Source organism: Streptomyces sp. A1277, assembly GCF_004795015.1.
Classification (GTDB): Bacteria; Actinomycetota; Actinomycetes; order Streptomycetales; family Streptomycetaceae; genus Streptomyces.
The window spans coordinates 218,485-243,777 of record NZ_SSBI01000003.1; the positions used below are offsets into that span (position 1 = coordinate 218,485).

Sequence of the window (25,293 nt, forward strand, 5' to 3'; positions counted from 1 at the left end):
GCTGCGAGCCTGCGCGCCTCAGACCTAGCAGGCCGCGCTCGCATCTGTTGTATGTCCCCTCGGTTCACGAGGCGCCTCCGGTCACGGGCTGGGCGCTTCCCAGGCTGTCCGGCTTATGCAGAGGCGATACGGGCTTTCGGCGTAGCAGTACCTACGACTCACTGTCCGTACCGGAGCCCTTTCCCACATGACGAGCAGCACCGAGACCACCGCCACCACTCCGCAGGTTGCGGTCAACGACATCGGCGACGCGGACGCGTTCCTCGCGGCGATCGACGAGACGATCAAGTACTTCAACGACGGCGACATCGTTGACGGTGTCATCGTCAAGGTTGACCGGGACGAGGTTCTCCTCGACATCGGTTACAAGACCGAAGGCGTCATCCCGAGCCGCGAGCTCTCGATCAAGCACGACGTCGACCCGAACGAGGTCGTCAAGGTCGGTGACGAGATCGAGGCCCTGGTTCTCCAGAAGGAGGACAAGGAAGGCCGCCTGATCCTCTCGAAGAAGCGCGCTCAGTACGAGCGTGCCTGGGGCACCATCGAGAAGATCAAGGAAGAAGACGGCATCGTCACCGGTACCGTCATCGAGGTCGTCAAGGGTGGTCTCATCCTCGACATCGGCCTCCGCGGCTTCCTGCCGGCGTCGCTCGTCGAGATGCGCCGCGTCCGCGACCTCCAGCCGTACGTGGGCAAGGAGCTCGAAGCCAAGATCATCGAGCTGGACAAGAACCGCAACAACGTGGTCCTGTCCCGCCGTGCCTGGCTCGAGCAGACCCAGTCCGAGGTCCGCCAGACGTTCCTCACGACCCTCCAGAAGGGTCAGGTCCGCTCCGGCGTCGTCTCCTCGATCGTCAACTTCGGTGCCTTCGTGGACCTGGGTGGCGTCGACGGTCTGGTGCACGTCTCCGAGCTGTCCTGGAAGCACATCGACCACCCCTCCGAGGTTGTCGAGGTCGGCCAGGAGGTCACCGTCGAGGTCCTCGACGTGGACATGGACCGCGAGCGCGTGTCCCTGTCGCTCAAGGCGACGCAGGAAGACCCGTGGCAGCAGTTCGCCCGTACGCACCAGATCGGGCAGGTCGTTCCCGGTAAGGTCACCAAGCTCGTTCCCTTCGGTGCGTTCGTGCGCGTCGACGAGGGCATCGAGGGCCTGGTCCACATCTCCGAGCTGGCCGAGCGCCACGTGGAGATCCCGGAGCAGGTCGTCCAGGTCAACGACGAGATCTTCGTCAAGGTCATCGACATCGACCTGGAGCGCCGTCGCATCAGCCTCTCGCTGAAGCAGGCCAACGAGTCCTTCGGTGGCGACCCGGCCTCGGTCGAGTTCGACCCGACCCTGTACGGCATGGCCGCGTCCTACGACGACCAGGGCAACTACATCTACCCCGAGGGCTTCGACCCCGAGACCAACGACTGGCTCGAGGGCTTCGAGGCTCAGCGCGAGATCTGGGAGACCCAGTACGCCGAGGCGCAGCAGCGCTTCGAGCAGCACCAGGCCCAGGTCATCAAGTCCCGCGAGGCCGACGAGGCCGCTGCCGCCGAGGGCGCTGCCGCCCCCGCCGGCAACGCCCCGGCCGCCTCGGGCGGCAGCGGTGGCGGCTCCTACTCCTCGGAGTCGGCGGACAACTCCGGCGCCCTGGCGTCGGACGAGGCCCTTGCCGCCCTGCGCGAGAAGCTGGCGGGCGGCCAGAGCTGAGGCTCTGACCTTCCGGCCGGTCATCGGCTGCGGTCGTAGGTGACCGTGAGGCCCGCTCCCTTCGGGGAGCGGGCCTCACGCGTTCCCGCCTACGGGGTCACCGGGATGTTGGTGAGCCCGTTGCCGCCGGAGACGGTGTTGCTCGCGTAGACCGTCGTCGGGCAGCTCGCGCTGTGGTTGGTGACGTTGAACGCGATGCGCCGGTCGCCGCTCGCGCCGGACAGGTCCGAGGTGTTGTCCTTGAAGACGGTCCCGCAGCCCCAGCCGCTCTGCTGGGTGTGCGTCTCGTAGCCGTTGTTGGTCGTACGGGTGCCGTGGTTGCCCTCGACCAGGACGTCGTTGCCCTTCACGTCGACCCAGGAGTCGTCGTAGTTGGCGCCGGTCAGGCCGCTGCCGTCGAAGGTGTTGCCGACGACCCGGGTCCCGGTGGTGCCCTCCTTGATGTCGACGTTCTCGCCGCCGACGTCCGGCCCGATCGTGTTGTCCACTATCCGCACCCGGTCGCTGCGGTCGGAGAGGTCGCCGGCCGTGCCGACGTAGACGCCCTCGCCCATGCCGCGGCCGTTGTGCCCGGTGTCGTAGATCCGCGAGTTCCGGATGACGCCGTCGCTGCTGGACGTGCGGAAGTGGACGCCCTCCATGTCGAGGTCGTGGACGGTCACCGATTCGATGACCACGCCGTTCGCGCCGTCGGTCACGATGCCCTTCTGGCCGCCGGTGACGGTGACGCCGCGCACCGTCCAGTACGAGGCGCCGTCGAGGTGCAGCCCGTAGCCGCCGCCGGCCGTCAGGACCGCCCCGGCGGAGCCGGTCAGCGTGATGCGCGCGGTGGCGGTCGCGGGGACGAGCGCCTTGAAGTTCCCGGTGTACGTGCCGTCCGCGAGGTGGATCGTGCCGCCGGGGACGACGGCGGACAGCGCCGCCTTGAGCTGGGCGGCGGTGCTCACCTCGACGACGGTCGCGGCGCCGGCGCTGCCGGCGCAGCCGAGGACCAGGCCGCCGGTGGCGAGTGCGGTGCTCAGCAGGGCGGGGAGCAGGGTGCGGGTGCGCATGGGGGTGCCTTCCCGTGAAGGGGTCAGGATGTGCTGGCACTTGAGACTTCCCCCGGGTGGAGATCGGCAAGTTCCGGCCGGGAAAGGGGCGCGTACGGGAATGCCGGTGATCCGCGGGACGTTCTTCCCCAGGAACACAAGGAGGAGCGGTAACCGTGCCTGATCCGCAGAGTTTGTACGAATGGGAGCCGAAGGGCCTGGCTGTCGTCGACATGGCGCTCGCCCAGGAGTCGGCCGGCCTGGTCATGCTCTACCACTTCGAGGGATACATCGACGCGGGTGAGACCGGTGAGCAGATCGTCGACGGCCTGCTCGAATCGCTGCCGCACCAGGTCGTGGCCCGCTTCGACCACGACCGCCTGGTCGACTACCGCGCACGGCGCCCGCTGCTGACCTTCAAGCGCGACCGCTGGTCGGCGTACGAGACCCCGACCCTGGACGTCCGCGTGGTCCAGGACGCCACCGGGGCGCCGTTCCTGCTGCTGTCCGGGCCGGAGCCCGATGTCGAGTGGGAGCGGTTCGCCGCCGCCGTCGAGGAGATCGTGGAGCGGCTCGGCGTCCGCCTCGCGGTCAACTTCCACGGCATCCCGATGGGCGTCCCGCACACCCGTCCCGTCGGTATCACCCCGCACGGCAACCGCACCGACCTGACGCCCGGCCACCGCAGCCCCTTCGAGGAGGCGCAGGTCCCCGGCTCCGCCGAGGCGCTGGTGGAGTACCGCCTGATGGAGGCCGGACACGACGTGCTGGGTGTCGCCGCCCACGTGCCGCACTACGTGGCCCGCTCCGCCTACCCCGACGCCGCGCTCACCGCCCTGGAGGCGATCACGGCCGCGACCGGACTGGTCCTGCCGTCCGTCGCGCACGCCCTGCGCACCGAGGCGCACCGCACCCAGACCGAGATCGACCGCCAGATCGGCCAGGGCGACGAGGAGCTGGTCTCGCTGGTCGAGGGCCTTGAGCACCAGTACGACGCGGTCGCGGGCGCCGAGACCCGCGGCAACCTGGTCGCCGAACCCGCGGACCTGCCGTCCGCCGACGAGATCGGCCTCGAATTCGAGAAGTTCCTCGCCGAACGCGAGGGAGACGCCTGACCCGCTGCCCCGCCCCTCAAAGCCCCGGGGGGCGGGCACTAGGCTGCCGCCCATGCTGAAAGTGGGTCTCACCGGTGGCATCGGCGCCGGCAAGAGCGAAGTGTCCCGGCTGCTCGTCGGCCACGGAGCCGTCCTCATCGACGCGGACCGGATCGCCCGCGAGGTGGTCGAGCCCGGCACCCCGGGCCTCGCCGCCGTCGTCGCGGAGTTCGGCCCGGGCATCCTGACCCCGGAAGGCACCCTGGACCGGCCCGCGCTCGGCTCCATCGTCTTCGCGGACCCGGACCGCCTCGCCGCGCTCAACGCGGTCGTCCACCCCCTCGTCGGCGCCCGGTCCGCCGAACTCGAGAAGGCGGCGGGACCCGACTCGGTCGTCGTCCACGACGTGCCGCTCCTCACCGAGAACGGCCTCGCCCCCCTCTACGACCTGGTCGTCGTGGTCGACGCGGCGCCGGAGACCCAGCTCGACCGGCTCGTACGGCTGCGCGGCATGACCGAGGAGGACGCCCGCGCGCGCATGGCCGCCCAGGCCACCCGCGAGCAGCGGCGCGCCGTGGCGGACCTGGTCATCGACAACGACGGACCGGTCGAGGCGCTTCAGGCGCAGGTGCGCACGGTCTGGGCTGAGCTGGTACGGCGGGCCGAGGCGGGCTGACCCGGGGCAGCACGGTCTGGGCTGAGCTGGTACGGCGGGCCGAGGCGGGCTGACCCCGGGCCGGAATACCGGCGGGCGGTGCGACGTTCACCCCGGAACGGACGAGCCCCGCGACGGATGACGGAAGGATGCCACCGTGCCCGAGAGGAACCCGGAGACCGATGTCATCGACTTCCGCGCGGCCGAGCAGCTGCTCGCCGCGCGCGACCCCCGGGGCGCCGTGCGGCTGCTCGACTCGGTGATCGCCGCCCACCCGGAGAACACCGCGGCCCGGCTGCTGCGGGCCCGCGCCTTCTTCGCGGCCGCGCAGCTGCGCCCCGCCGAGCTGGAATTCGAGCTGGTGCTGGAGCGGGAGCCGGACAACGCCTTCGCGCACTTCGCCCTGGCCCGCACTTTCGAGCGCTCCGGCCACCCCGAACGGGCCATGCGCCATTTCCGGCTGGCCGCCGCGCTCGACCCGAAGCCGGAGTACCTGCGAGCCGCCCGCTTCGACAGCTAGGGGTTTTCTTTTCGTTCCGGTCCGGGGCCGCCCGGCTGGGTGCCCCTGCGCAGCCGGTACACGACCACGCACAGGTCCGCGAGGATCAGCGCGAGCAGCACCCCGCAGGCGACCGCCCAGCCGGTGCGGCCGTTCACCGCGAATGCGGTCACGCCGAAGACGGCCCAGGCCAGTCCCCACAGACTGAGCCAGAGCCGCATCCGCAGCGGGCTGCGGGCGGTCGTCGGTTCCTTGCCGGTACGCATAGCATCGCCTCACCTACCAGCATGGACCCGCGACGGCGTATGTGCAGCGGGAGAGGGCTCAGCCGGTCAGCATCTTGGCCCGCAGCGTCGCCACGGTCGCCGCGTCGAGCCTCAGCCCCTCGCGTACGTACGTGTCGAAGTCGCCGTAGATGTGGTCCACCTCCGCGAACGCGGCGCGCAGCCAGCTCAGCTCGACGGCCTTCGGGTTGCCGGTGTACTGGTTGCTGGCGAGGAAGTCCGCCTCGACCGTCTCCCGGGGGACACCGAGCAGGGTCAGCAGGACGGCCGTGCCCCAGCCGGTGCGGTCCTTGCCGGCGCTGCAGTGGAAGACCGTGGCGCCCGAGGTGTTCGTGGTGACGGCCGTGACCAGGTCGTGGAAGGCGTAGTCCGCGCCCACGAAGTTGACCATGAACGGGTAGCCGATGGACTGGCCCAGGTCGGAGGAGCCGGAGAAGAGACCGGCGGCGATGGCCTCGGCCAGGGTCATCAGGGCGGAGTCGTGGAAGCGGACGCCGTGGGCGAGCGAGACGACGTCGGCGACCTGGTAGGTCACCCCGGCGGGCAGCCGGTCCGGGTCGTCGTGGCGCTCCATGGCGTTGCGCAGGTCCACGTCGAGCGTGAGGTGCTGGGAGACCAGCCGCTGCTGGTCGGCGTCGGTGAGACCGTTCAGCTTGTCGGAGCGGTAGACGAGGCCGGAGCGGACCCAGTGTCCGTCCGTGGTGCGGTAGCCGCCGATGTCCCGGAAGTTGCGGGCCGACTCCAGGCCGGGCGACCGGTCGGCGACGACCAGCGGGCTCCCGCTGTCCGGTACCAGCCGGAAGTACCAGCGTCCGGCCTCCGGGAGCGCCCCCGGCGCCACGGTCAGCGAACCGGTGCCCGGTGCCGTGCCGAGCGCGGTGCCGGTGGTGGCGTCGGGCGAGGTCACGGCGGTGACGGTCACCGATCCGGCGGGCGAGGCCCAGGAGACGGTGTGGCCGCCGTCGGCCGTGCGCGCGGCGGTGGCCGCCGTGAACGGTACGGCGGACCGCGCGACGGCCGGCGCGGCCGCGGGCGGCGCGGCGAACGCGGCCGGCGCCGCGGCCGTACCGGTGAGGAGGACGGCCGCGAGGGCGGCTCCGGCTATGCGGTGCGTACGCATGGTGCTCCTTGTCTGGTCCCTGCGGGCAGGGGAGGCGTCAGGAGGTCGGTGAGGCGGTGCACGGGGTGGTGCCGCAGACATTGATGACACGGCCGGTGGTCAGGAAGGTGGCCTTCTGCTGACGCGCGGCGGGCGAGTTGCGGGGATCTTCGTGCGGGTCGTGCCCGTAGGCGGGCCCGGCGGGCGGGGTGTTGGTGACGGGTGGCGTGGGCGTGCCGCTGTCCCAGACGGTCATGGCCGAGCCCCGGTAGGGCGGTTGGCCCGGACCGATGCGGCGGATGCCCCAGTACGGGACGGTGTCCGGGCTCCGGCCGGCGGCGAGCGCGGGGGAGAGGAGCCGGGCGCCGATGGTCCGCGCCTCCACGTCGGCCGCCGCGTTCGCGACCTGGTGGTCGCCGTACGCGATGTGCATCAGGACCTGGTGGTGGTCGGTGAGGTGGTTCGCGTACGCGTTGGTCTCGCCCCGGTCCCAGACCATCTGGAACAGCTGGAGGACCAGTTGCTGGTGCAGCTTGTCCGGGTAGGCGGCGTCCAGGACCCGCTGGAAGGGGGCGAAGTCGGCGCTGCGGTCGAGGAGCAGCCCGTAGTTCATGCCGGTGACGCCGAGCACCCCGCGCCGGATGTCGGACGAGGCGGCGACCAGGGCCCCGCCGAGGATGCCGCCCTGGCTGTTCCCGTCGTACGCCAGACCGTGCCGGATGTCGACGAGCGGACGCCCGCCGGCGGTACGGAACGCCGGATCGGTGGTCAGGCCCTTGGTGTGGATCAGGGCGCGGCCGAGGAACAGGGCGTTCAGCATGCCCTGTTCGCTGCGCTCGGGGACGGCCGGGAAGAGGTTCGGGTCGGCGAGCGCGGCCAGCACGACGGGGATGTCGTCCTTCGCCATGCCGATCCAGTCCGTCGCGCAGAAGGTGAAGTCGTGCTCGGCGGCCATGTCCTTGACGTTGCCCGCGCCTACCTCGTTGCGGGAGCCGAGCAGCCCGTGCCCGTAGAGCGAGGGCCGGGAGGGGGTGCGGAAGGCTGCGCGCGGGATCTCGCAGCGGAACGTGGCGGGCTGGGTGCTGCGCGGGAGCCGGTGCGGGGTGCCGTTCCGGTCGCGGTTGAGCACGGCACCGGGCGGGCCGCCGGGCTGGTCCAGATAGCCGGGGACGGTGATCTGCCCGGTGACCTCGCGGGCGATCCGGGGGTCCTGGTCCGCGGTGAAGTCCGTGACCCCGGTGACCGTGAAGCCGGGCGAGCGGGTGCCGAGGCGGCGGAACGCGTCGTCGCGGATGGTGAACAGGTCGCCGGTGAGGCTGCGGGTGGAGGCGACCGTGAAGTCCCAGGCCAGATTGAGCCCTTGGGTGCCGACTCCGGCCTTGCGCAGGGCGGTCAGCGCGGGCCGCAGTCGGTCCTGGCGGGCGCGCAGCGGATCGCGGGCGGGCAGCCGCTTCCCGGCGACGGCGGCGAACGGGGCGGCTGCCGGGATCGTGCGGCCCGCACCGTCCTTGAGCCGGCGCAGCGCCACGGCGTAGTGGTGGCCGTCGCGGAAGTTGCGGGCCGGGTGGATCAGCAGGGCCCGGCGCGCGGGGTCGGTGGCGCCCGCGTCCGGCTCCGCCCAGTACGGCCACCGCTCACCGGTCGTGGTGTCCAGCAGGACGACCGGGGCGTCCCGGTCCAGGGAGCTGCCGATGTCGGTGAGCGGGGCCGCGCCGGTCCTGGCCAGGTCGAGGCCCGGCACCTGGGCGATCAGGGCCGAGCCGGGTGAGAAGCCGTCGGACCGGTTCCAGGCGGCCGGATCGATGGCCCGCCCGGTCGCGGGGCGGGGCAGGACGGAGGCGTCGAAGGCCACCCGGCGGCCCGTGTCGGTGCGCGGGTCCGGCCGGGTGTACCAGTCGTTGGGGAACGGCAGCAGGCACTCGGCGGGTGCCAGCGGGTCGCAGCCGCCCGCCCCGGAAGGGCCCGCCGGTGCCGTGTGGGCGGGCGGGGCGAGGAGTGCGGCGGCGCCGAGCGCCGCCGCGAGCAGTCCGCTCAGGAGCCGCTGCCGCACGGGTCAGCGCCCCTGGAGGTGCGCGCCGATGATCCGGGCGTAGGCGGCCTCGCCCCGCTTGTTCGGGTGCAGCGGGGCGGCCGCGGCGGTCGGCACGTACCCCTCGACCCACTTGTCCGACGGCGCCTGGCAGGCGTCGTGGCCCTTGCTCGGGGTGGCGACGTCGACGTACTCCGCGCCGTGCGCGGCGCTCTGCTCGGCGATCGCCGCGTTCATCCGGTTCACACTGCCCTGGAGGAAGTCGGCGTCCACCGGGAGCACGGGCTGCAGCGGCCAGCAGCCGCCCGGCTTGATGTAGAGCCCGTAGCCGGTGACGAGCACCCTGGCCTGCGGGGACCGCTGGTGGATGCCGTCGAGTACGGCTCCGAGGCGCGGCGCGAACTCCGCGATCCGCTGCGCCACCTGGTCGACCCCGCCCTCGGTCAGCTTGTCCTTGCACGGGGAGGCGGTCGGGTCGAGCTGCATGCAGTCCTGCGCGATGCCGACCAGACCGGCGTCGTTGCCGCCGATGGTCAGGGTCACCAGGTCGGTGTCCGCGCGCAGCGCGTCGAACTGGGGCGGCGCCGAACCCATCGGGATGTCGAGCAGCGACAGCGACTGCTTCTCGGTCATGTGCTTGGACTTGGCGCCGCTGCACGTGACGTCGCGCAGCGAGGCGCCGATGCTCGCCGCCAGTTCGTGCGCGTAGTTGTGCGTGGAACGGCCGCAGGCCACCGGTCCCGTGATGTCCGGGATGAGCGGCCCCGAGGCCATGGAGTCGCCGAGCGCCACGTACGAGATCGAGTCGTCGGCCGACGCGGCCCAGGCGCCGGACGCGGTGGTGCCGACGGCGAGACCGGTCAGCGCGACGGCGGCGGCCGCGCCTCTGACGGTCCGACAGAATGCCTTGTTTCGGGACGGGTTCACGGCGACCTCCGGTGGGGCGTGAGTGGGGGTATGGCGGGTGTCGCCGGTCATCATGCAGACTCGAACGCCGTCGTTTAACTGGTGGGTAACGCAGACTTCGCCGGGGGCTTTTGTGACGCATGACAAAGAACGGCTCGCCGCGAGAGGCGGACGCACGGGCCGCGGGGCCGCCCGGCAACGGCCGCTGTCCATCGCCGGACGCCCCGTGGCGGGCCGGCTGCGGGCCCGCGTCCCCGCCCTGACCACCCGGGTCGTCGCCCGGCTCCTGAGCGATCTGCCGGTCTACGCGGAGCTGCCGCACGAGGAGATCGCGGGGGACATCGCGGACATCGTCCAGCACAACCTGCGCCTCTTCGCCGACGTCCTCGAACACCGCAGGGGCGCCACCGACGACGAACTCGCCCAGCAGCGCGACTCGGCGGCCCAGCGCGCCGAGGAGGGCGTGCCGCTGGACGCCATCCTCGCCGCGTACCAGGTGGGCGTCGCGATGTGCTGGGAGGAGACCGCGCAGGACGCCGGGCCCGGGGACCTGCCCGCGGTCCTGGAGATCATGGACCGCATCCTGGTCCTCCAGCAGCAGCTGACCTCCGCCGTGAGCGGCGCCTATCTGGAGGCCCGGAAGATCCTGGACAGCCAGGAGCACGGCGGACGGCACGCGCTGATGGCCGCGCTGCTGACCGGCGAGGACCTGGACGGCTTCACCCGGCGCACCGGCCTGCGCCCGGCGGCCCGCTACCTGACGATGACGCTCGCGCTGGCCCCGCACCCGGACGAGACGGGCCAGGGGGCGGGCGCGGTCCCGGGTCCCGTCACGGGTGCGGTCCCGGGCCCCGGCGCGGGGGTGGCCGCCCGGCGCAAGATACGGCGCATCCGGACGGCCCTGGACCGGTTCGCCGGGACGCCCGCGCTGACCGCCCTGGACGCGTCCGGCGGCACCGTGCTGCTGCCCGTGGCGGAGCCGCCGCCGTGGAACGGGCCCGGCGGGCTGTGCGACCTGATCGCCGAGGCGACCCGGGCGGCCGGGGTCCCCGTCACGGCCGCCGCCGAGACCGCACAGCCGGCGGGGGTGCCGGCGGCGGTGGCCCGCAACGGCGAGATCGTCGACCTCGTCGCCCGTACCGGACGGGCCCCCGGCCTCTACCGGCTGGCCGACGTGCTCCTTGAGTACCAGCTGAGCAGGCCGAGCGAGGCGCTGCGCGGGCTCGCGGGCCTCCTCAACCCGCTGGAGGCCAAGCCGGAGCTGCTGCACACGCTGGAGACGTACCTCGGACACGGGCTGGACCGCCGGGCCGCGGCGGCCGCGCTGCACGTCCACCCCAACACCGTCGACTACCGCATCCGCCGCATCGACCGGCTCACCGGCCTCTCCCCGGCCCGCCCCGCCGACCTCCAGCACCTGAGCGCGGCCCTGGTCGCGCGCCGCACGGTGTGAGGAGGACCGGGAACGGCCGTGGAGGGGCGCTCGTTCGGCCTGTACGAGCGGACAACTGGTACATGAGGGTTACTCAGGAACCGGGCCGGGCGCCATCACGCCGGACGGCTGCGCGGTCGAGCTGTACACCCGGCTGGCGGTGGGCGGCGAACCGGACGTGATCGAGGCGGCCGTCCCCGCCGGGGTGAGCATCCTGGAACTGGGCTGCGGTGCGGGCCGGGTGACGCATCCGCTGATCGACCGCGGCTTCCGGAACACGGCCGTGGACGAGTCGGCGCAGATGCTGGAGCAGGTGCGCGGCGCGCGGACGGTGTGCGGCCCCATCGAGTCGCTGGACCTCGGCGACGAGACCTTCGACGTGGTGATGCCGGCGTCGTTCCTGGTGCACGCGGGCGACCACCGGGTGCGCGACGGGCTGCTGCGGACCTGTCGCGGATATGTGCGCGACGGGAGGCGTGGTGCTCATCCAGCGCGAGGGCACGGACTACCACGAGGTCCCGCGCGAGCGCGTCGACCCCGCCGGTTACACGGTGCGCATCGTCTCCTCGGAGCCGGTCGGGGACGGGGTGCGCTCGGTGTGCGCCGAGTACGAGTTCGACGACGCCCGGTGGACGCAGACCTTCCTGTCCCGGGAGCTGACGAAGGAGGCGTTCGAGGGATACCTGGAGGCGGCCGGTCTCAAGGTGGACCGCTATCTCACGGACGACGGCGTCCGAGTCCGCGCCGTGCCCGTGCCCGTGTCCCTTTAGGTCGCGTCCGGTGGTCAGTGGACGGTGCTGAAGCTGCGCCAGGGCTTGGCGCTGGGCGCGTTGACGTCGGAGAACGTGGTCGCCAGATAGGTCGTGCCCGGCCCGGAGCAGTCCGGTGTCGGGTACAGGATGATGTCGATCAGGGTGTCGTTGGAGACCTCTTTGGCGCCCTCGGGGACGAGCCGGTGGCAGCCCTTGACGGAAGGGCTGTTCACCTCGACCACGGCGTCCTTCTCGGTCGTGTAGATGACCGGGCCGACCGCGGTCCGGCCGAGGCTCGAACAGCCTGCGACGGTGAGGGTCAGGAGCACGGCCTGGGCGGCGATGCCGAGCCGGCGGCGTCGGCGGTCGATCACGGGCATGGGCGGATCCTCGTCTGTCTCGTCACCACGCACACCGCGGTGCACGGGCCGGTGTACGTGCCGGTGCTGGCCACCCTGCCCGCTTCCCTGGACCCCGGCATCCGGGAGGCGGCCGGGCGGGGGAGCAGGGGCCGCGGAGGCGTACGGGAAGGGGTTCGCCCCACGGTGAAACCGGGCATACCGTGGTATTAGCGCCCAACCGGGTGCGAGCAGTACCAGCAGTGGTGCGGTTCTTCCGGCCGGCAGGGGGTCGTCATGGTCCAGGAGCTCTTGATCGCGGTGGTCGCGGCGGCGCTGGCGGGCGCCCTGTACGTGGCGGCCGCCGCCCGGATCGTCAAACAGTACGAGCGCGGTGTGGTCCTCAGACTCGGCCGGCTCCGCGACGACGTGCGCGGGCCCGGGTTCACGATGGTGCTGCCCGGCTTCGAGCGGCTGCGCAAGGTCAACATGCAGATCGTGACCATGCCCGTGCCGGCCCAGGACGGCATCACCCGGGACAACGTCACGGTCCGGGTGGACGCCGTCATCTACTTCAAGGTGGTCGACGCGGCGAGCGCGGTCGTCGAGGTGGAGGACTACCGCTTCGCGGTCTCGCAGATGGCGCAGACCTCGCTCCGCTCCATCATCGGGAAGAGCGACCTGGACGACCTCCTCTCCAACCGGGAGAAGCTGAACCAGGGCCTGGAACTCATGATCGACAGCCCGGCGGTCGGCTGGGGCGTCCAGATCGACCGGGTCGAGATCAAGGACGTCTCGCTGCCGGAGACGATGAAACGCTCCATGGCCCGGCAGGCCGAGGCGGACCGTGAACGGCGGGCCCGGGTCATCAACGCGGACGCGGAGCTCCAGGCGTCCAAGAAGCTGGCCGAGGCGGCGTCGGAGATGTCCACCCAGCCCACGGCGCTCCAGCTGCGACTGCTCCAGACCATAGTGGCGGTCGCGGCCGAGAAGAACTCGACGCTGGTGCTGCCGTTCCCGGTCGAACTGCTGCGCTTCCTGGAACGGGCCCAGCAGGGGCCGGCGCCGGCCGAACCGGCCGAGCGGGAGGCACCGGCCGAGCGGGAGGCACCGGCCGAGCGGCAGCCACCGGCCGAGCGGCAGCCACCGGCCGAGCGGCAGCCACCGGCCGAGCGGGAGCCCGCCGCCGGTACGCCGGAGACCGGGGCGCCGGAGGCCCAGACGCCGGAGGCCCAAGCGCCGGAGACCCGGGCGCCCGCCGCGTCGGAGCCGTTCGTTCCGCACTGACCGGGACGCCCGCGCGGCCCCGCCCCGGCCGTCGCCCGACCCGTACGAGCTGCGGGAACGGAGGCGGCCGGTCCCTTGCCGCACACCGTGGTCGGCCCACGGCCGGCCCGTTGTCAGACCCCCCGCCTAGACTCGCGAGTCAGAGGATTCGATTCCGAGGAGCCCCGTGCTGACCAGGCACGGAGCACCAGGACGCGGCGCCCGGCCGCGCGCGACAGGAGGGGAGGGACCGGTGAGCACCGCATCACCGCCGCAGGACGCGGACGACGGCCGTCTGCTGCGCTGCGCCGCCGTCTTCCTGCCCGGTACGCCGCCGCGCCGGGGCCGCATCGCCTTCTGGGACCCGCAGGACGCCCCGCTTCCCGCGCCGGCGGACGATGGCGTTGCCCGGACCGGAGAGATCACGGTCGTGCGGCCGTACGGGGACGAGGGCGAGGTCCGCCGGCACACCGTGCCCGCCCTCCTGCTGCCCGTCGCCGATGCCCTGCCCCTGCTGGCCCGCGCCCGGCACCTGCGCTCCGCCCACCCCGCGACCCGGTGCTGGGGGGCCGCCGCCCTGCACGCGCTGCATCTGGTGGCCGGCGGCCGGATGCTCCCCGGGCTGACGGCCGACGACCACGACGCCTGGCGGGCCGGTCCCCGTGACGCCGGGGACGTCGCCCATCTGCGCGCGGTGGCCGCCGCCCTGCCGTGGGAGGGCCACGCCATCCCCCTGCCCGACCGGATTCCGCTCAGTCTGCCCGACCCCGAAGCGCTCGTCGGCTCCTTCCTCGACGCGGTCGCCGACACGCTGCCCCGGACGCCCGCCGCCGCGTACGCCATGGGCGCGCCCTTCGCCGCGTGGGAGCCCCAGCACCTGCCCGGCGCGCGGGAGTGGGCCGTGGAGGTCGCCTCGGGGCTGGACGCGGGGGTGCGGGTGTCGCTGCGCCTGGACCTCTCCGCGTACGAACTCTTCGACACGACCGGCCCCGCCGACGCGGCGCACGGTCCCGGCGCCCTCGCGCCCGACGCCACCGCTCCGGCCGCCGCGCCCGACGCCACCGCTCCGGCCGCCGCGCGGCACGCCGCAGCAGCCGTGACCCAGGTCCACAGTCTCGCCGACCCCACCTACGTGGTCGACGCCGCGGCGCTGTGGGCCGGGGAGGCGGGGGAGCCCTTCGGCCCCCGGGCCCAGGTCGACACCGCGCTCGCCCTGCGCCGTGCCGCCCGCGTCTGGGCCCCGCTCGAAAGGCTGCTGGACCAGTCGGTCCCCGACGTGCTGGCCCTGGACGAGGACGAGCTGTACGAGCTGCTGGGCGACGCCGGGGCCAGGCTGTCGGCCGCCGGGGTGAGCGTGCACTGGCCCAGGGAGCTGGCCCGATCCCTCACCGCGGCGGCCGTGGTCAGGCCCGCGCCGGGGACCGCCACCGACGGCACCTCGTTCTTCGACGCGGAACAGCTCTTCGCCTTCAACTGGCAGCTCTCGCTGGGCGACCAGCAGCTCACCGAGGCCGAGATGGACGTGCTCGCCGAGGCGCACCGGCCCGTGGTGCGGCTGCGCGACCAGTGGGTCGTGGTCGACCCCGCGCTGGTCCGCAAGGCGCGCAAGCGGGAGCTGGGCCTGCTCGACCCCGTGGACGCCCTGGCCGTCGCCCTGACCGGCAGCGCCGAGGTGGACGGCGAGCAGGTCGATGCGGTGCCGCTCGGTGCGCTGGCGCAGCTGCGTACGCGCATCCTCGCCGACGACGCCACCCTCGCCCCGCCGCCCGGACTCCACGCCACCCTCCGGGACTACCAACTGCGCGGGCTCGCCTGGCTGGACCGGATGACCTCGCTCGGCCTCGGCGGCTGCCTCGCCGACGACATGGGCCTCGGCAAGACCATCACCCTGATCGCCCTCCACCTGCACCGCGCCCACCCCGCGCCCACCCTGGTGGTCTGCCCCGCCTCCCTCCTGGGCAACTGGCACCGCGAGATCAACCGCTTCGCCCCCGGGGTGCCCGTGCGCCGGTTCCACGGCGCCGGCCGCACCCTCGCCGGAGCCGACCGGGGCTTCGTCCTCACCACGTACGGCACGATGCGCTCCAGCGCCGCCGAACTGGCCGCACACCGCTGGGGCCTGGTCGTCGCCGACGAGGCGCAGCACGTGAAGAACCCCCACTCCTCCACCGCGAAGGCGCTGCGCACCGTCCCGTCCCCGGCGCGGGTCGCCCTGACCGGCACCCCCGTGGAGAACAACCTCTCCGAGCTCTGGGCGCTGCTCGACTGGACGACACCCGGACTGCTCGGCCCGCTCAAGGCGTTCCGGGCCCGCCACGCCCGGATCGTGGAGAACACCGGCACGGCGGCCGGCCTCGGCAACGACGAGGCGGTGGAACGGCTCTCCCGGCTGGTGCGGCCCTTCCTGCTGCGCCGCAAGAAGTCCGACCCCGGCATCGCGCCCGAGCTGCCGCCCAAGACGGAGACCGACCACCCCGTCTTCCTCACCCGCGAGCAGGCCACGCTCTACGAGGCCACCGTGCGCGAGACCATGGCGTACATCGAGGCGTCGGAAGGCATCGCCCGACGCGGACTGATCATGAAGCTGCTGGCCTCGCTCAAGCAGATCTGCAACCACCCGGCGCAGTATCTGAAGGAGGACGCGGCCCGCCTCACCGGCCGCTCCGGCAAGCTCGCCCTGCTCGACGAACTCCTCGACACGATCCTCGCCGAGGACGGCTCCGTCCTCGTCTTCACCCAGTACGTGACGATGGCCCGGCTGCTCTCCGCGCACCTCACCGCGCGCGCGATCCCCTCCCAGCTGCTGCACGGCGGCACCCCGGTGCCCGAGCGGGAAAGGATGGTGGACCGCTTCCAGTCCGGCGAGGTGCCGGTCTTCCTGCTCTCCCTCAAGGCGGCGGGCACCGGCCTCAACCTCACCCGGGCCGCGCACGTCATCCACTACGACCGCTGGTGGAACCCGGCCGTCGAGGAACAGGCCACGGACCGCGCCTACCGCATCGGCCAGACCCAGCCCGTCCAGGTGCACCGGCTGATCGCCGAGGGCACGGTCGAGGACCGCATCGGCGAGATGCTGCTCGCCAAGCGGGCCCTGGCCGACGCCGTCCTCGGCGCCGGCGAGAGCGCCCTGACCGAGCTCAGCGACCGCGACCTGGCCGACCTCGTCTCCCTCCGGAGGCCGTCATGAGCCCCGCCCCCGGCCGCCCCGGCGCCGCCCGCCCCGCCTCCGGGCCACTCGCCGCCCGCCGCGACGCGCGGCCCGCCGCCCGCTCCCGCCCCGGCCCCGACGACCTGCGGCGCACCTTCGAGGCCGTGCCCGCGCGCACCTCCGGCGAGGACGAGCCGTACGCGGAGAGCTGGTGGGGCCGCGCCTGGGTGGCGGCCCTGGAATCCCTCTCGATGGACGGGGCCAGGCTCGCCCGGGGCCGGGCGTACGCGGACGGTGGGCACGTCGCCGCGATCACCGTCACCCCCGGCCACGTGGTCGCCTACGTGCACGGCAGCCGCCCCCGCCCCTACCGCGCCGAGCTGCGGCTGCGTACGTTCACCGACGCCGACTGGGACACCCTGCTCGACGCGGTGGCCGCCCGCCCCGGCCACCTTGCCGCGCTGCTCGCCAAGGAGATGCCGCACTCCCTGGCCGACACGGCGGCCGCCGCCGGAGTCACCCTGCTGCCCGCCCCCGGCGACCTCGACCCCGCCTGCACCTGCCCCGACCGCGGCCGGCCCTGCAAGCACGTGGCGGCCCTCTGCTATCAGATGGCCCTGTTGCTGGACACCGACCCGTTCGTCCTGCTCCTGCTGCGCGGCCGGGGCGAGCGCGCCCTCCTGGACGAGCTGGGCCGGCGCAACGCCGCGCACTCCGCCCGGGAGCGGCCCGCCGCCCCCGACACCCCGTCCGTGCCGGCCGAAGAGGCGCTGGCCGCCCGCTTCCTGCCGCCGCTGCCCGCGCCGTTCCCGGTAGACCCGCACCCGGGCCGCCCGCCCGCCTACCCCGCCCTGCCCGGAGCCCGGGACCCGCTCGCCCTCGACCAGCTCGCCACCGACGCGGCGGCCCGCGCCCACGCGCTGCTCACCACCGGCCGCGACCCGCTCGCCGGGCTCACCGACTGGCAGGACGCGGTCCGCCTGGCAGCGGCAGGCCCCACCGCCGGGCTCACCGCCACCACCCGCGCCCTCTACCGCGAGCTGGCCTCCGCCACCGGCCGCAACACCACGGACCTGGCCCGGGCCGTGGCCGCCTGGCGCCAGGGCGAGGCGGAGGGACTGGCGGTCCTGGAAACCCCGTGGGACCCCCCGGCGGGCCCCTTCGACCGAGCCCGCCCGGCCCTCGCCGCCGCGGGCTTCCCCCGCTTCCAGCCCTGGCGCAACCACCTCACCCACCCCGGCCACACCTTCCAGCTCCGCTTCGGCCGCGACGGCCGCTGGTACGGCTACGAGTCCGACCCCGGCGAGGACGAGTGGTGGCCCCGCGCCGCACCGGACCCCGACCCGGTGACCGCGCTCCGGGAGCTGACCGGCGGCTGAGGCGCCGGACGCCGGCCCCCAGGCATCAGCCGTGCCCGGGCAGTACGGCGTCCACGACGGCGGCCGCGAACCCGGGCGGGACGGGCTCGTTCCTGAGCACCGCCCGCACCCACACGGCCCCGGCGATCAGGTCGAGCAGCAGCATCGGGTCGGCCCCCGGCGCCAGTTCGCCGCGTGTGGCGGCCCGGGCGAACACGGGCTGCTCGCGGGAGAACCGGTCGGCGAAGAAGTCCCGGGCCAGCGCGGCGAGTTCGTCGTCGGGCAGGCCCGTCCCCGAGGCCAGGGCCCGCACGATCGCCCGGGTCCGTACACCGGTGACCAGCTCGGTCACCTGCTCCGCGAGGGCGATCAGGTCCCCGCGCAGCGAACCGGTGTCGGGGATCTCGATGTCCAGGACGCGGGCCCGGAGCAGGGCGGCGCGCAGCAGCGGGGCCTTCGACGGCCACCAGCGGTAGATCGTCGTCTTGTTGACACCGGCCTCCTGGGCGACGGCCTCGACGGTGAGTCCCGCGTACCCACGCTCGGCGAGCAGCCGCAGGGTGGCGTCGAAGATCGCCTCGGCGGCGCGGGGGCCCTTGCCCGGGCGGGGCGTCGGGGGAGGTGCGGACATGGCGGCTCCAGACAAAAGCACAACGCAACGTTGCGTTGCATTATAGGCTGCGGCCGACCACCGGCACACCACACGCACAGGGGCGCTCATGAAGACCGACGGGAAGTCCGGGGTTTCCGGAGCGGTGACCTGGGGGCTGCTGGCCGCCTGGGCTGCCAACGACCTGGAGGAGATCGCCACCATGGCGGGCTGGCTCCGGGCCGCGCGGCCCAGGCTGAAGGACCGCCTGCCGTGGGTGCCCGACCGCGTGTGGGAGCGGGCGGACCTCTCGCAGCGCGAGGTGAACACGGCCATCGGCCTCATGGGCGTGCTCGTCGCGGCGGCCGCGGCCGACGGGGCGCGCACGGGCGGCCGCAGCGCGTTCTTCCGTACGACCCTGGCCGGATTCGGGCTCCACGGCGTGGTGCACCTGGCACAGTCGGCGGCGTACGGCGGCTACACGCCGGGGGTGGCCACGTCCCCGACCGTCGTCGTCCCGTACTCGCTCTGGGCGCTGCGCCGCCTGCGCGCGGCGGGCATTGCGGTGGGCGGCGCCCGCGCGACGGCGGCCGGACTGGCGTTCCTGCCGGTGGCGGTGGCCGGCGTGCACGTGACGGCCCGGGCGCTGGCACGGCCGCGTACGCCCGGCGCGTGAGCGGGCGCGCGGTCCGCCGCCCCTCAGAAGTCGGCCGTCAGCCGCTCCTCCAGCCGCGCCACCGAGTCCTGGGCGTACGCCTTCTCGTAGGCATCGCGGATGTGCTCGATCTGCCCGCCGCGCACCCGCGCCTCGGACGCGGGGTGGAGCAGGGTCAGCTCGTAGCTCCGCTCCCGCTCGATGACCCCGTGGGAGTCGCGCCACTGGCCCCGGCCGTCCTGGATGGTCAGCCCGTTCTGAAGCGCGGGGCGACCTCCGCGTCGATGAACTAGAGGAAGTGCCGGTCGGTCACCTCCGGCCCGCCGTCCGGGCGTTCGGTGTCGAAGAGGAGCCGCGTCTCGACGTAGTCCTTGCCGCGCACGGCCCCCGCCACCGCCGGGCGGGGCTCCGGCGAGGCGCCGGACCCGAGCGTGGCGTACGCGACGGGCGTGCCCACCGCCAGAACGGCGAGGCCCGCCGCGGCGGCGACCAGCGCGGTCCGCCGCCGTGGCCGGCGATGGTCGTCGCGGGATCCGGCCGGGTCGCTCGCGACGGCCGTGCGGGTCAGGAGAGGCATGGGGGAACCCTTCGTTCCGGATACGGGGAAGGCGCAGACGCGCGAGCCTCACTGTCGCAAGCGGCCCCCGACGGGCCGTGGCGGACAAGGGTGCCACCGGGATTCCACCCGAATGGGCGGGAGCGCACGGAGGTGCGTCGACGCGCCTGCTCTATTGACAGATCTCTATCGAGAGAACACTCTCATTGCATGGAGCAGCCGAAAGTCTCCGCACAGCGAGCCCATCGAGCACCCGCCCCGGCCGAGGCGGAGGCCCGGTCCGCCGGTACCGACGAGGCCGATGAGCAGGTCTCCGCTCCCGAAGGTCCCCGCCGCCTCACCGACCCGGCTTCCATGCGGGCGCTCTCGCATCCCGTGCGGCTCGCGCTCATCGAAGCCCTCAGTGTCCAGGGGCCGTTGACGGCGACCCAGGCGGGGCAGCTGATCGGTGAGTCCCCCACGACCTGCTCGTTCCACTTCCGCCAGCTCGCGAAGTACGGCTTCGTGGAGGAGGCCGGACCCATGCCCGGCCGCTCGCGCCCCTGGCGCGTCACCCGGCTCGGCTGGTCCATGGAGAGTGATCCCGAGGACGGGACGTCCGCCGGGCGGGAGCGCGACCTGGCGGCCCGGCACCTCGGCGACCTGGCCCTGGAGCGCCAGCTCGAACGCCATCGGGCGCACCGGCAGAAAAGCGAGCGGACGCACACGATCTGGTGGGTCACCCCGGACGAGGCGGACGAACTCCAGTCGGAGATCGACAAGTTGGTCACGCGCTACCGGGACAGGCTCCAGGACCCCGCGTCGAGGCCGACGGACGCCGGACCGGTGGAGGTGGTGATCCTCACCCATCCGTTCGCCTGAACACACACTGCCGGCACCGACCGAACGGGGGGACAGCATGACCGCCGAAACAGCGGCCACAACGGAAGCGAAGCCGGACGACACGCAGCCATTACGCAGAAACAGGGACTTCACGCTGCTGTGGGGAGGTCAGGCGGTCTCCGAGCTCGGCACCGCCGTGTCGCTCCTGGCGTTCCCGCTGCTCGTGCTGTCGCTGCACGGTTCCGCGGTGCAGGCGGGGGTGCTCGGCACGCTCCAGGCGGTCATCCGGGTCGGCTTCGTGCTACCCGCCGGTGTGGTGGCCGACCGCCTGAACCGGAAGCGCGTCATGCAGGTGTGCGACGCGGGGCGGGCCGTCCTCTTCACGGTCCTGGTCGCGGCGATCCTGCTCGGCCACACCTCGCTCGTGGTGATCTTCGTCGTCGCGGGGGTGGCCGCCGTACTGGACGTTCTGTTCGGCGCGGCGGAGATGTCGGTCATCAGTCAACTCGTACCGGAGTCACAACTCCCGGACGCGTTCGCCAAGAACGAGGCGCGCTCGTACGGGGCGTCGCTGGCCGGGCCCCCGCTGGGAGGCTTCCTGTACGGGCTCGGCCGGGCGGTCCCGTTCCTCTTCGACGCCCTGAGCTACCTGCTCTCGTTCCTGGCGGTCTCCTTCATCCGCAAGCCCGCCCACCCGAAGCAGGCGGGGAGCGCCGCGACCTCGCTCCGCCACGACACGCTGGAGGGCCTGCGCCATGTCCTGGCGAGCCCCTACCTCCGGTCGGTGATCCTCGTGGCGGCGCCGGTGAACTTCGCGCTGACGGGTGCACAGTTCTCGGCCGTGCTGATCCTCGCGGACGCCGGTCACAGCCCCAGGGCGCTCGGTCTCGCCCAGGGCTGCATCGCGATCGGTGGCCTGCTCGGCGCCCTCTGCGCGGTCCGCCTGCAGCGGCTCCTGCCCTTCCACCGCCTGCTGCTGACGGCCCTGGGCGCCCTGCCGGCCCTGCTCGTGGCGAGCACAGCGCTGAACGGCAGCCTGCTGATGGTGGCCCCGCTCGCCGGGGGACTGTTCCTGGCTCCTGCCGTCAACTCGCTGCTCTTCGGACGCCTCGCCGCGACCACCCCGGCCCGCATCCAGGGCCGCGTCATCAGCGTCGTGGCGCTCGCCGCCACGGGGGCCGCCTCACTCGCCCCGGTCGTCGTCGGCACGCTGGTGGAACAGCGCGGGGGCACGACGGCGATGACCACGGCCGTGGCAGCCGCGGTCCTCTCCCTCGCAGCCGTCGGCCTCGGCCGAGCAGCGCTCCGTGAGGATCAGGAAGCCCGGGAAGACCCGCGGCCTCACTGCCGGTACCCCGCCAGGAACCGCCCGATGCGGCTGATCGCCGCGTCCAGGTCGTCGGCGTGCGGCAGCGTCAGGATGCGGAAGTGGTCGGGGCGGGGGTAGTTGAAGCCGGTGCCCTGGACCACCTGGATCTTCTCGCGGAGCAGCAGGTCCAGGACGAACTTCTCGTCGTCCACGATCGGGTGCACCTTGGGGTCGATGCGCGGGAAGGCGTACAGCGCGCCTTTCGGCTTCACGCAGGACACGCCGGGGATCTCGTTCAGCTTCTGCCAGGCGCGGTCGCGCTGCTCGTACAGCCTGCCCCCGGGCACCACCAGTTCCCGGATCGACTGCCGGCCGCCGAGCGCGGCCTGAATGGCGTACTGGGCGGGGGCGTTGGGGCACAGCCGCATGGAGGCGAGCATGGTCAGCCCCTCCAGATAGCTGCGGGCGTGCTGCTTGGGACCGGACACCACCATCCAGCCGGAGCGGAAACCGGCCACCCGGTACGTCTTCGACAGGCCGCTGAAGGTGAGGCAGACCAGGTCCGGGGCGAGCACCGCCACGCTGTGGTGCTCGGCGTCGTCGTAGAGGATCTGGTCGTAGATCTCGTCGGCGAACACCATCAGGCCGTGCCGGCGCGCCAGATCGAGGATGTCCTCCAGGACCTCGCGCGGATAGACGGCGCCGGTCGGGTTGTTGGGGTTGATGATCACGACGGCCCGCGTACGGTCGGTGATCTTCGAGGCCATGTCCGCGACGTCGGGGTTCCAGTCTGCGGCCTCGTCGCACGTGTAGTGCACGGCCTTCCCGCCGGCCAGCGTCGTCACCGCGGTCCACAGCGGGTAGTCGGGGGAGGGGATGAGCACCTCGTCGCCGTCCTCCAGCAACCCCTGGACGGCCATCGAGATCAGCTCGGAGACGCCGTTGCCGAGGAAGATGTCGTCGACGCCGACCTCGGTGAGACCCATCGCCTGGTAGCGCTGGGCGACCGCCCGCCGGGCGGACAGGATGCCCCGCGAGTCGGTGTAGCCGTGGGCCTGCGGGAGCATCCGGATCATGTCCTGGACGATCTCCTCGGGCGCCTCGAAGCCGAAGAGCGCCGGGTTGCCCGTGTTGAGCCGGAGCACGCTGTGGCCCGCCTCCTCCAGGGCGTTGGCGTGCTCGATGACCGGGCCCCGGATCTCGTAACAGACCTCGTTGAGCTTGCTGGACTGGCGGAATTCCATGCGGTGCCTCCCGACCTGATTGCGATACTTGGTTTTACCAAGCTCGGGCTTGGAAAGTCCAACAACATGTCTAGACTGCGTCGCATGCCACGTCAGCCACAGCCCGCAACCCGCCCGGCCCGCCGCCGGAGTTACGACCAGTTCTGCGCCGGCGCCCGCGCTCTGGACGCGGTCGGCGACCGGTGGACCCTGCTGATCGTCCGTGAACTGCTGGCCGGTCCCCGGCGTTACACCGATCTGCACGCCGACCTGCCCGGCGTCAGCACGGACGTCCTGGCCTCCCGGCTCAAGGACATGGAGCAGGGCGGCCTCGTCACCCGCCGCAAGCTGCCGCCGCCGGCCGCCGCCTCGGTGTACGAGCTCACCGCACGCGGACACGGACTGCTGCCGGTCCTCGCCGCACTCGCCGAGTGGGGCGCCCCCGCACTGGCCGAGCGCCGGCCGACGGACGCGGTCCGGGCGCACTGGTTCGCGCTCCCGCTGCTGCGCGCGCTGGAGCGGCCGGGAGGCCCGGTCACCACGGGCGTGCTCGACGTCCACCTGGACGAGGGCGAGTTCCACGTCCGCACGGGGGCGACGGCCGCCGGGGACCCGGTGTACGGGGACGGGCCCGCCCCCCGGGCCGACGCGCGCATCGCCCTCGACGCGGAGCTCTGCCTCGCGCTGGGGCGCGGCGAGCCGACGTTCGCCGAGGCGGTGAAGGACGGCCGGATCGAGGTGTCCGGCGACAGCGCGCTGGCCGCGGAGCTGCGCGGGGAGTGAGCGGGGCGGAGACGGCGGCGATGGCGTGATTCCTGCGGTCGACTTCTGGGTAGCGTCGGGGCGTTCGGGACGCCCGTGACACCAGGGGAGAGGAGTTGCCCGTGAGAGTCGGCAGACACGGAGCACGGCAGGGACGGCAGGCGCAGCGGGGCCGGCTCGGCAAGGGGCTCGTCACCGCGGGCTGCGTGGCCGCGCTCGCCTTCGTACCCACGGCTGCCGGTGCCACCCCCGGCAGCGGAGTGAGCGCCACCGTCGTGGCGGAAGGCACTTCGGCCAAAAAGCTGAAGGTGAAGACCCCGAAGGGACGGACCGACGTCACCTTCCGCACGATCACCATCGAACCGGGCGGCTCCACCGGCTGGCACACCCACCGCGGCCAGTTGATCGTCGTCGTCAAGTCCGGGACGCTCACCCGCACCCTGGACGACTGCTCGGTCGAGGTGTCGCCGGCCGGGACGTCGTTCATCGAGCCGTCGGGCCGCAAGCACCGCCACGTCGGCCGCAATCTGGGAACCGAGCCCGTCGTGCTGTGGGTGACCTACCTCCTGCCCGACGGCAGCGAACTCTCCGACGACGCCGACGCGGTGGACTGCGGACCGGCCAAGTGACACCGGCACCCGCCCGCTGGCCGCCGCGCCGCGAGGCGCCGGACGTCAGCGGGCGAGTGTCTCCCCGTACGCGCCGAGGCCGGCGCTCACCAGGCCGTCGCGGAAGGTCAGCACCTCGTACACCCGGCCGCCGATCTGGTTGCGGTAGTCGATGACCAGCGTGTCGACGCTCGCCCGGACGTCCATCACCTCGAACTTCAGGTCGGGGATGAGTTCGAGGCCGCGCGCCCAGTACGCCCGCAGCGCGTCCTTGCCGCGCACGGTTCCCGAGGCGTCGCCGGTGAACCGCGCGATCATGGGGGAGCTGAACGTCACGTCCTCGTGATAGTGCGCCAGGATGCGGTCCAGATCGTGCGAGTTCCAGTCGTCCTGCCACTCGGCGGCGAACTTGCGGGCGAATGCGAGATCCATGGGCACGACCGTAATCGGCGCAGCGCGTGATGGCCGCGGGTTTTCGCATCGGTGACCACCGGGCGGGACGGGAAGGGGCGGCGAGGGGGCCCATGATGGACGCGTGCGATTCGAAGCGATCACCTGGGAGCGGCTGACGGACGCGCTCGCCGCGCACGTCGAAGCGCTGGAACCGGCAGACGGCTCGCCGTGGCTGAAGATCGCCGTCGACGGCGCACCGGCCGCCCGCCCCGGCGGCCTCGCCGAGCCGTTGGCCGAGGCGCTGAGGCTCCGGGGCCGTGCCGTGCTGCCCGTGGCCACCGCCGGTTTCCTGCGGCCGGCCAGTCTGCGGTACGAGTACGGCAAACGGGACCCGGACTCGTACTACGGCAGCTGGTTCGACACCGGGGCCCTGTGGCGCGAGGTGTTCGGCCCGCTGGAGCCGGGCGGCAGCGGCCGGGTGCTGCCCGACCTGTGGGACCCGGCGACGGACCGCGCCACGCGCAGCCCGTACACCCACCTGCCGGAGGGCGGGGTCCTGATCCTGCACGGGCCGCTGCTCCTCGGACACTGGTTCCCGTTCGACCTCGCCGTCCACCTGCGCCTGTCGCCCGGCGCGCTGCGGCGGCGCACGGCGGACGCCGAGCACTGGACCCTCCCCGCCTTCGAGCGGTACGAGGACGAGGTGGCGCCCGCCGACAACGCCGACGCGGTGGTGCGTGCCGACGACCCGCACCATCCGGCCTGGACCGGGCTGCGGTGAACCGC

At 73.1% G+C, this 25,293-nt stretch carries 23 protein-coding genes and 2 pseudogenes; 15 read left to right on the forward strand and 10 right to left on the reverse strand.

Annotated features, from left to right (window positions below; genetic code table 11):
- Positions 1-187: 187 nt before the first annotated feature.
- Positions 188-1,699, forward strand: a complete 1,512-nt coding sequence (rpsA, locus tag E6R18_RS03680) for a 30S ribosomal protein S1 (RefSeq protein ID WP_018555634.1) — start codon at positions 188-190, stop codon at positions 1,697-1,699.
- 89 nt (positions 1,700-1,788) lie between these two features.
- On the opposite strand, the gene E6R18_RS03685 is transcribed toward rpsA, so the two are convergent.
- Complete coding sequence (locus tag E6R18_RS03685) at positions 1,789-2,751, reverse strand: right-handed parallel beta-helix repeat-containing protein (RefSeq protein ID WP_136315370.1); 963 nt, start codon at positions 2,749-2,751, stop codon at positions 1,789-1,791.
- A gap of 155 nt (positions 2,752-2,906) precedes the next feature.
- Here E6R18_RS03685 and E6R18_RS03690 point away from each other — a divergent pair, with 155 nt between their 5' ends.
- The 3 genes from E6R18_RS03690 (at position 2,907) to E6R18_RS03700 (ending at position 4,999) form a co-directional block, all read left to right on the forward strand.
- A complete protein-coding gene (locus tag E6R18_RS03690; protein WP_206308205.1) occupies positions 2,907-3,845 on the forward strand; it encodes a PAC2 family protein in 939 nt (312 codons plus the stop codon).
- Positions 3,846-3,897: 52 nt separating this feature from the next.
- Positions 3,898-4,500: a dephospho-CoA kinase gene (gene coaE / locus E6R18_RS03695; RefSeq protein ID WP_136315371.1), complete on the forward strand. Its 603-nt coding sequence runs from the start codon at positions 3,898-3,900 to the stop codon at positions 4,498-4,500.
- 136 nt (positions 4,501-4,636) lie between these two features.
- Complete coding sequence (locus E6R18_RS03700; RefSeq protein WP_136315372.1) at positions 4,637-4,999, forward strand: tetratricopeptide repeat protein; 363 nt, start codon at positions 4,637-4,639, stop codon at positions 4,997-4,999.
- Here E6R18_RS03700 and E6R18_RS03705 read toward each other — a convergent pair.
- Genes E6R18_RS03705 through E6R18_RS03720 form a run of 4 tightly spaced genes read right to left on the reverse strand, consistent with a single transcriptional unit; the run spans position 4,996 to position 9,317 of the window.
- Positions 4,996-5,244 carry a DUF6343 family protein gene (locus E6R18_RS03705; protein WP_136315373.1) on the reverse strand — a complete coding sequence of 83 codons (249 nt, stop codon included), beginning with the start codon at positions 5,242-5,244 and terminating at the stop codon, positions 4,996-4,998. The two genes, E6R18_RS03700 and E6R18_RS03705, sit on opposite strands and share 4 nt — an antisense overlap.
- A 58-nt stretch (positions 5,245-5,302) precedes the next feature.
- Entirely contained in the window at positions 5,303-6,382 is a 1,080-nt protein-coding gene (locus E6R18_RS03710) for a tyrosine-protein phosphatase (protein WP_136315374.1), read from the reverse strand.
- A 37-nt stretch (positions 6,383-6,419) separates the two neighbouring features.
- Entirely contained in the window at positions 6,420-8,411 is a 1,992-nt protein-coding gene (locus E6R18_RS03715; protein WP_136315375.1) for a hypothetical protein, read from the reverse strand.
- A 3-nt stretch (positions 8,412-8,414) separates the two neighbouring features.
- The gene (locus E6R18_RS03720; protein ID WP_136315376.1) at positions 8,415-9,317 is read right to left on the reverse strand and encodes an SGNH/GDSL hydrolase family protein; all 903 of its coding nucleotides are present in this window, start codon (positions 9,315-9,317) and stop codon (positions 8,415-8,417) included.
- Between the two features lie 184 nt (positions 9,318-9,501).
- On the opposite strand from E6R18_RS03720, the gene E6R18_RS03725 reads away from it, so the two are divergent.
- Both E6R18_RS03725 and E6R18_RS03730 read left to right on the forward strand, forming a co-directional pair.
- On the forward strand, positions 9,502-10,749 hold the full coding sequence (locus tag E6R18_RS03725) for a helix-turn-helix domain-containing protein (RefSeq protein WP_136315410.1): 1,248 nt from the start codon (positions 9,502-9,504) through the stop codon (positions 10,747-10,749).
- Positions 10,750-10,804: 55 nt separating this feature from the next.
- Positions 10,805-11,498: pseudogene (locus E6R18_RS03730) on the forward strand (methyltransferase domain-containing protein).
- A gap of 14 nt (positions 11,499-11,512) precedes the next feature.
- On the opposite strand, the gene E6R18_RS03735 reads toward E6R18_RS03730, so the two are convergent.
- Positions 11,513-11,860, reverse strand: a complete 348-nt coding sequence (locus E6R18_RS03735) for a hypothetical protein (protein WP_136315377.1) — start codon at positions 11,858-11,860, stop codon at positions 11,513-11,515.
- 255 nt (positions 11,861-12,115) lie between these two features.
- Between E6R18_RS03735 and E6R18_RS03740 the strand changes: the two genes are divergently transcribed.
- From E6R18_RS03740 to E6R18_RS03750, 3 genes are all read left to right on the forward strand, one after another.
- Entirely contained in the window at positions 12,116-13,105 is a 990-nt protein-coding gene (locus E6R18_RS03740; RefSeq protein WP_136315378.1) for a slipin family protein, read from the forward strand.
- A gap of 232 nt (positions 13,106-13,337) precedes the next feature.
- Positions 13,338-16,271 carry a DEAD/DEAH box helicase gene (locus E6R18_RS03745; RefSeq protein ID WP_136315379.1) on the forward strand — a complete coding sequence of 978 codons (2,934 nt, stop codon included), beginning with the start codon at positions 13,338-13,340 and terminating at the stop codon, positions 16,269-16,271.
- On the forward strand, positions 16,268-17,611 hold the full coding sequence (locus E6R18_RS03750) for an SWIM zinc finger family protein (RefSeq protein WP_136315380.1): 1,344 nt from the start codon (positions 16,268-16,270) through the stop codon (positions 17,609-17,611). Before E6R18_RS03745 ends, E6R18_RS03750 begins: the two co-directional genes overlap by 4 nt.
- 25 nt (positions 17,612-17,636) lie before the next feature.
- Here E6R18_RS03750 and E6R18_RS03755 read toward each other — a convergent pair whose 3' ends face one another.
- A complete protein-coding gene (locus E6R18_RS03755) occupies positions 17,637-18,221 on the reverse strand; it encodes a TetR/AcrR family transcriptional regulator (RefSeq protein WP_136315381.1) in 585 nt (194 codons plus the stop codon).
- Between the two features lie 88 nt (positions 18,222-18,309).
- On the opposite strand from E6R18_RS03755, the gene E6R18_RS03760 reads away from it, so the two are divergent.
- Entirely contained in the window at positions 18,310-18,855 is a 546-nt protein-coding gene (locus E6R18_RS03760) for an HXXEE domain-containing protein (RefSeq protein ID WP_240799580.1), read from the forward strand.
- Between the two features lie 23 nt (positions 18,856-18,878).
- On the opposite strand, the pseudogene E6R18_RS03765 reads toward E6R18_RS03760, so the two are convergent.
- Positions 18,879-19,411, reverse strand: a pseudogene (locus tag E6R18_RS03765) (DUF3574 domain-containing protein).
- A gap of 189 nt (positions 19,412-19,600) precedes the next feature.
- Between E6R18_RS03765 and E6R18_RS03770 the strand changes: the two are divergent.
- Both E6R18_RS03770 and E6R18_RS03775 read left to right on the forward strand, forming a co-directional pair.
- Positions 19,601-20,251 (forward strand): helix-turn-helix domain-containing protein, encoded by a 651-nt coding sequence (locus tag E6R18_RS03770; RefSeq protein WP_168712270.1) that lies wholly within the window; start codon positions 19,601-19,603, stop codon positions 20,249-20,251.
- Positions 20,252-20,288: 37 nt separating this feature from the next.
- Entirely contained in the window at positions 20,289-21,659 is a 1,371-nt protein-coding gene (locus E6R18_RS03775; RefSeq protein WP_136315383.1) for an MFS transporter, read from the forward strand.
- Here the strand turns inward: E6R18_RS03775 and E6R18_RS03780 are convergent.
- Entirely contained in the window at positions 21,554-22,765 is a 1,212-nt protein-coding gene (locus tag E6R18_RS03780; RefSeq protein WP_136315384.1) for a pyridoxal phosphate-dependent aminotransferase, read from the reverse strand. The genes E6R18_RS03775 and E6R18_RS03780 overlap by 106 nt on opposite strands.
- 84 nt (positions 22,766-22,849) lie before the next feature.
- On the opposite strand from E6R18_RS03780, the gene E6R18_RS03785 reads away from it, so the two are divergent.
- Together E6R18_RS03785 and E6R18_RS03790 are read left to right on the forward strand one after the other, a co-directional pair.
- Positions 22,850-23,527 carry a winged helix-turn-helix transcriptional regulator gene (locus E6R18_RS03785; protein ID WP_136315385.1) on the forward strand — a complete coding sequence of 226 codons (678 nt, stop codon included), beginning with the start codon at positions 22,850-22,852 and terminating at the stop codon, positions 23,525-23,527.
- Between the two features lie 95 nt (positions 23,528-23,622).
- On the forward strand, positions 23,623-24,135 hold the full coding sequence (locus E6R18_RS03790) for a cupin domain-containing protein (RefSeq protein ID WP_136315386.1): 513 nt from the start codon (positions 23,623-23,625) through the stop codon (positions 24,133-24,135).
- 45 nt (positions 24,136-24,180) lie between these two features.
- On the opposite strand, the gene E6R18_RS03795 is transcribed toward E6R18_RS03790, so the two are convergent.
- Positions 24,181-24,546 carry a nuclear transport factor 2 family protein gene (locus E6R18_RS03795; protein ID WP_136315387.1) on the reverse strand — a complete coding sequence of 122 codons (366 nt, stop codon included), beginning with the start codon at positions 24,544-24,546 and terminating at the stop codon, positions 24,181-24,183.
- Between the two features lie 103 nt (positions 24,547-24,649).
- On the opposite strand from E6R18_RS03795, the gene E6R18_RS03800 reads away from it, so the two are divergent.
- Positions 24,650-25,288: a uridine kinase gene (locus E6R18_RS03800; protein ID WP_136315388.1), complete on the forward strand. Its 639-nt coding sequence runs from the start codon at positions 24,650-24,652 to the stop codon at positions 25,286-25,288.
- The last annotated feature ends 5 nt before the right edge of the window (positions 25,289-25,293 follow it).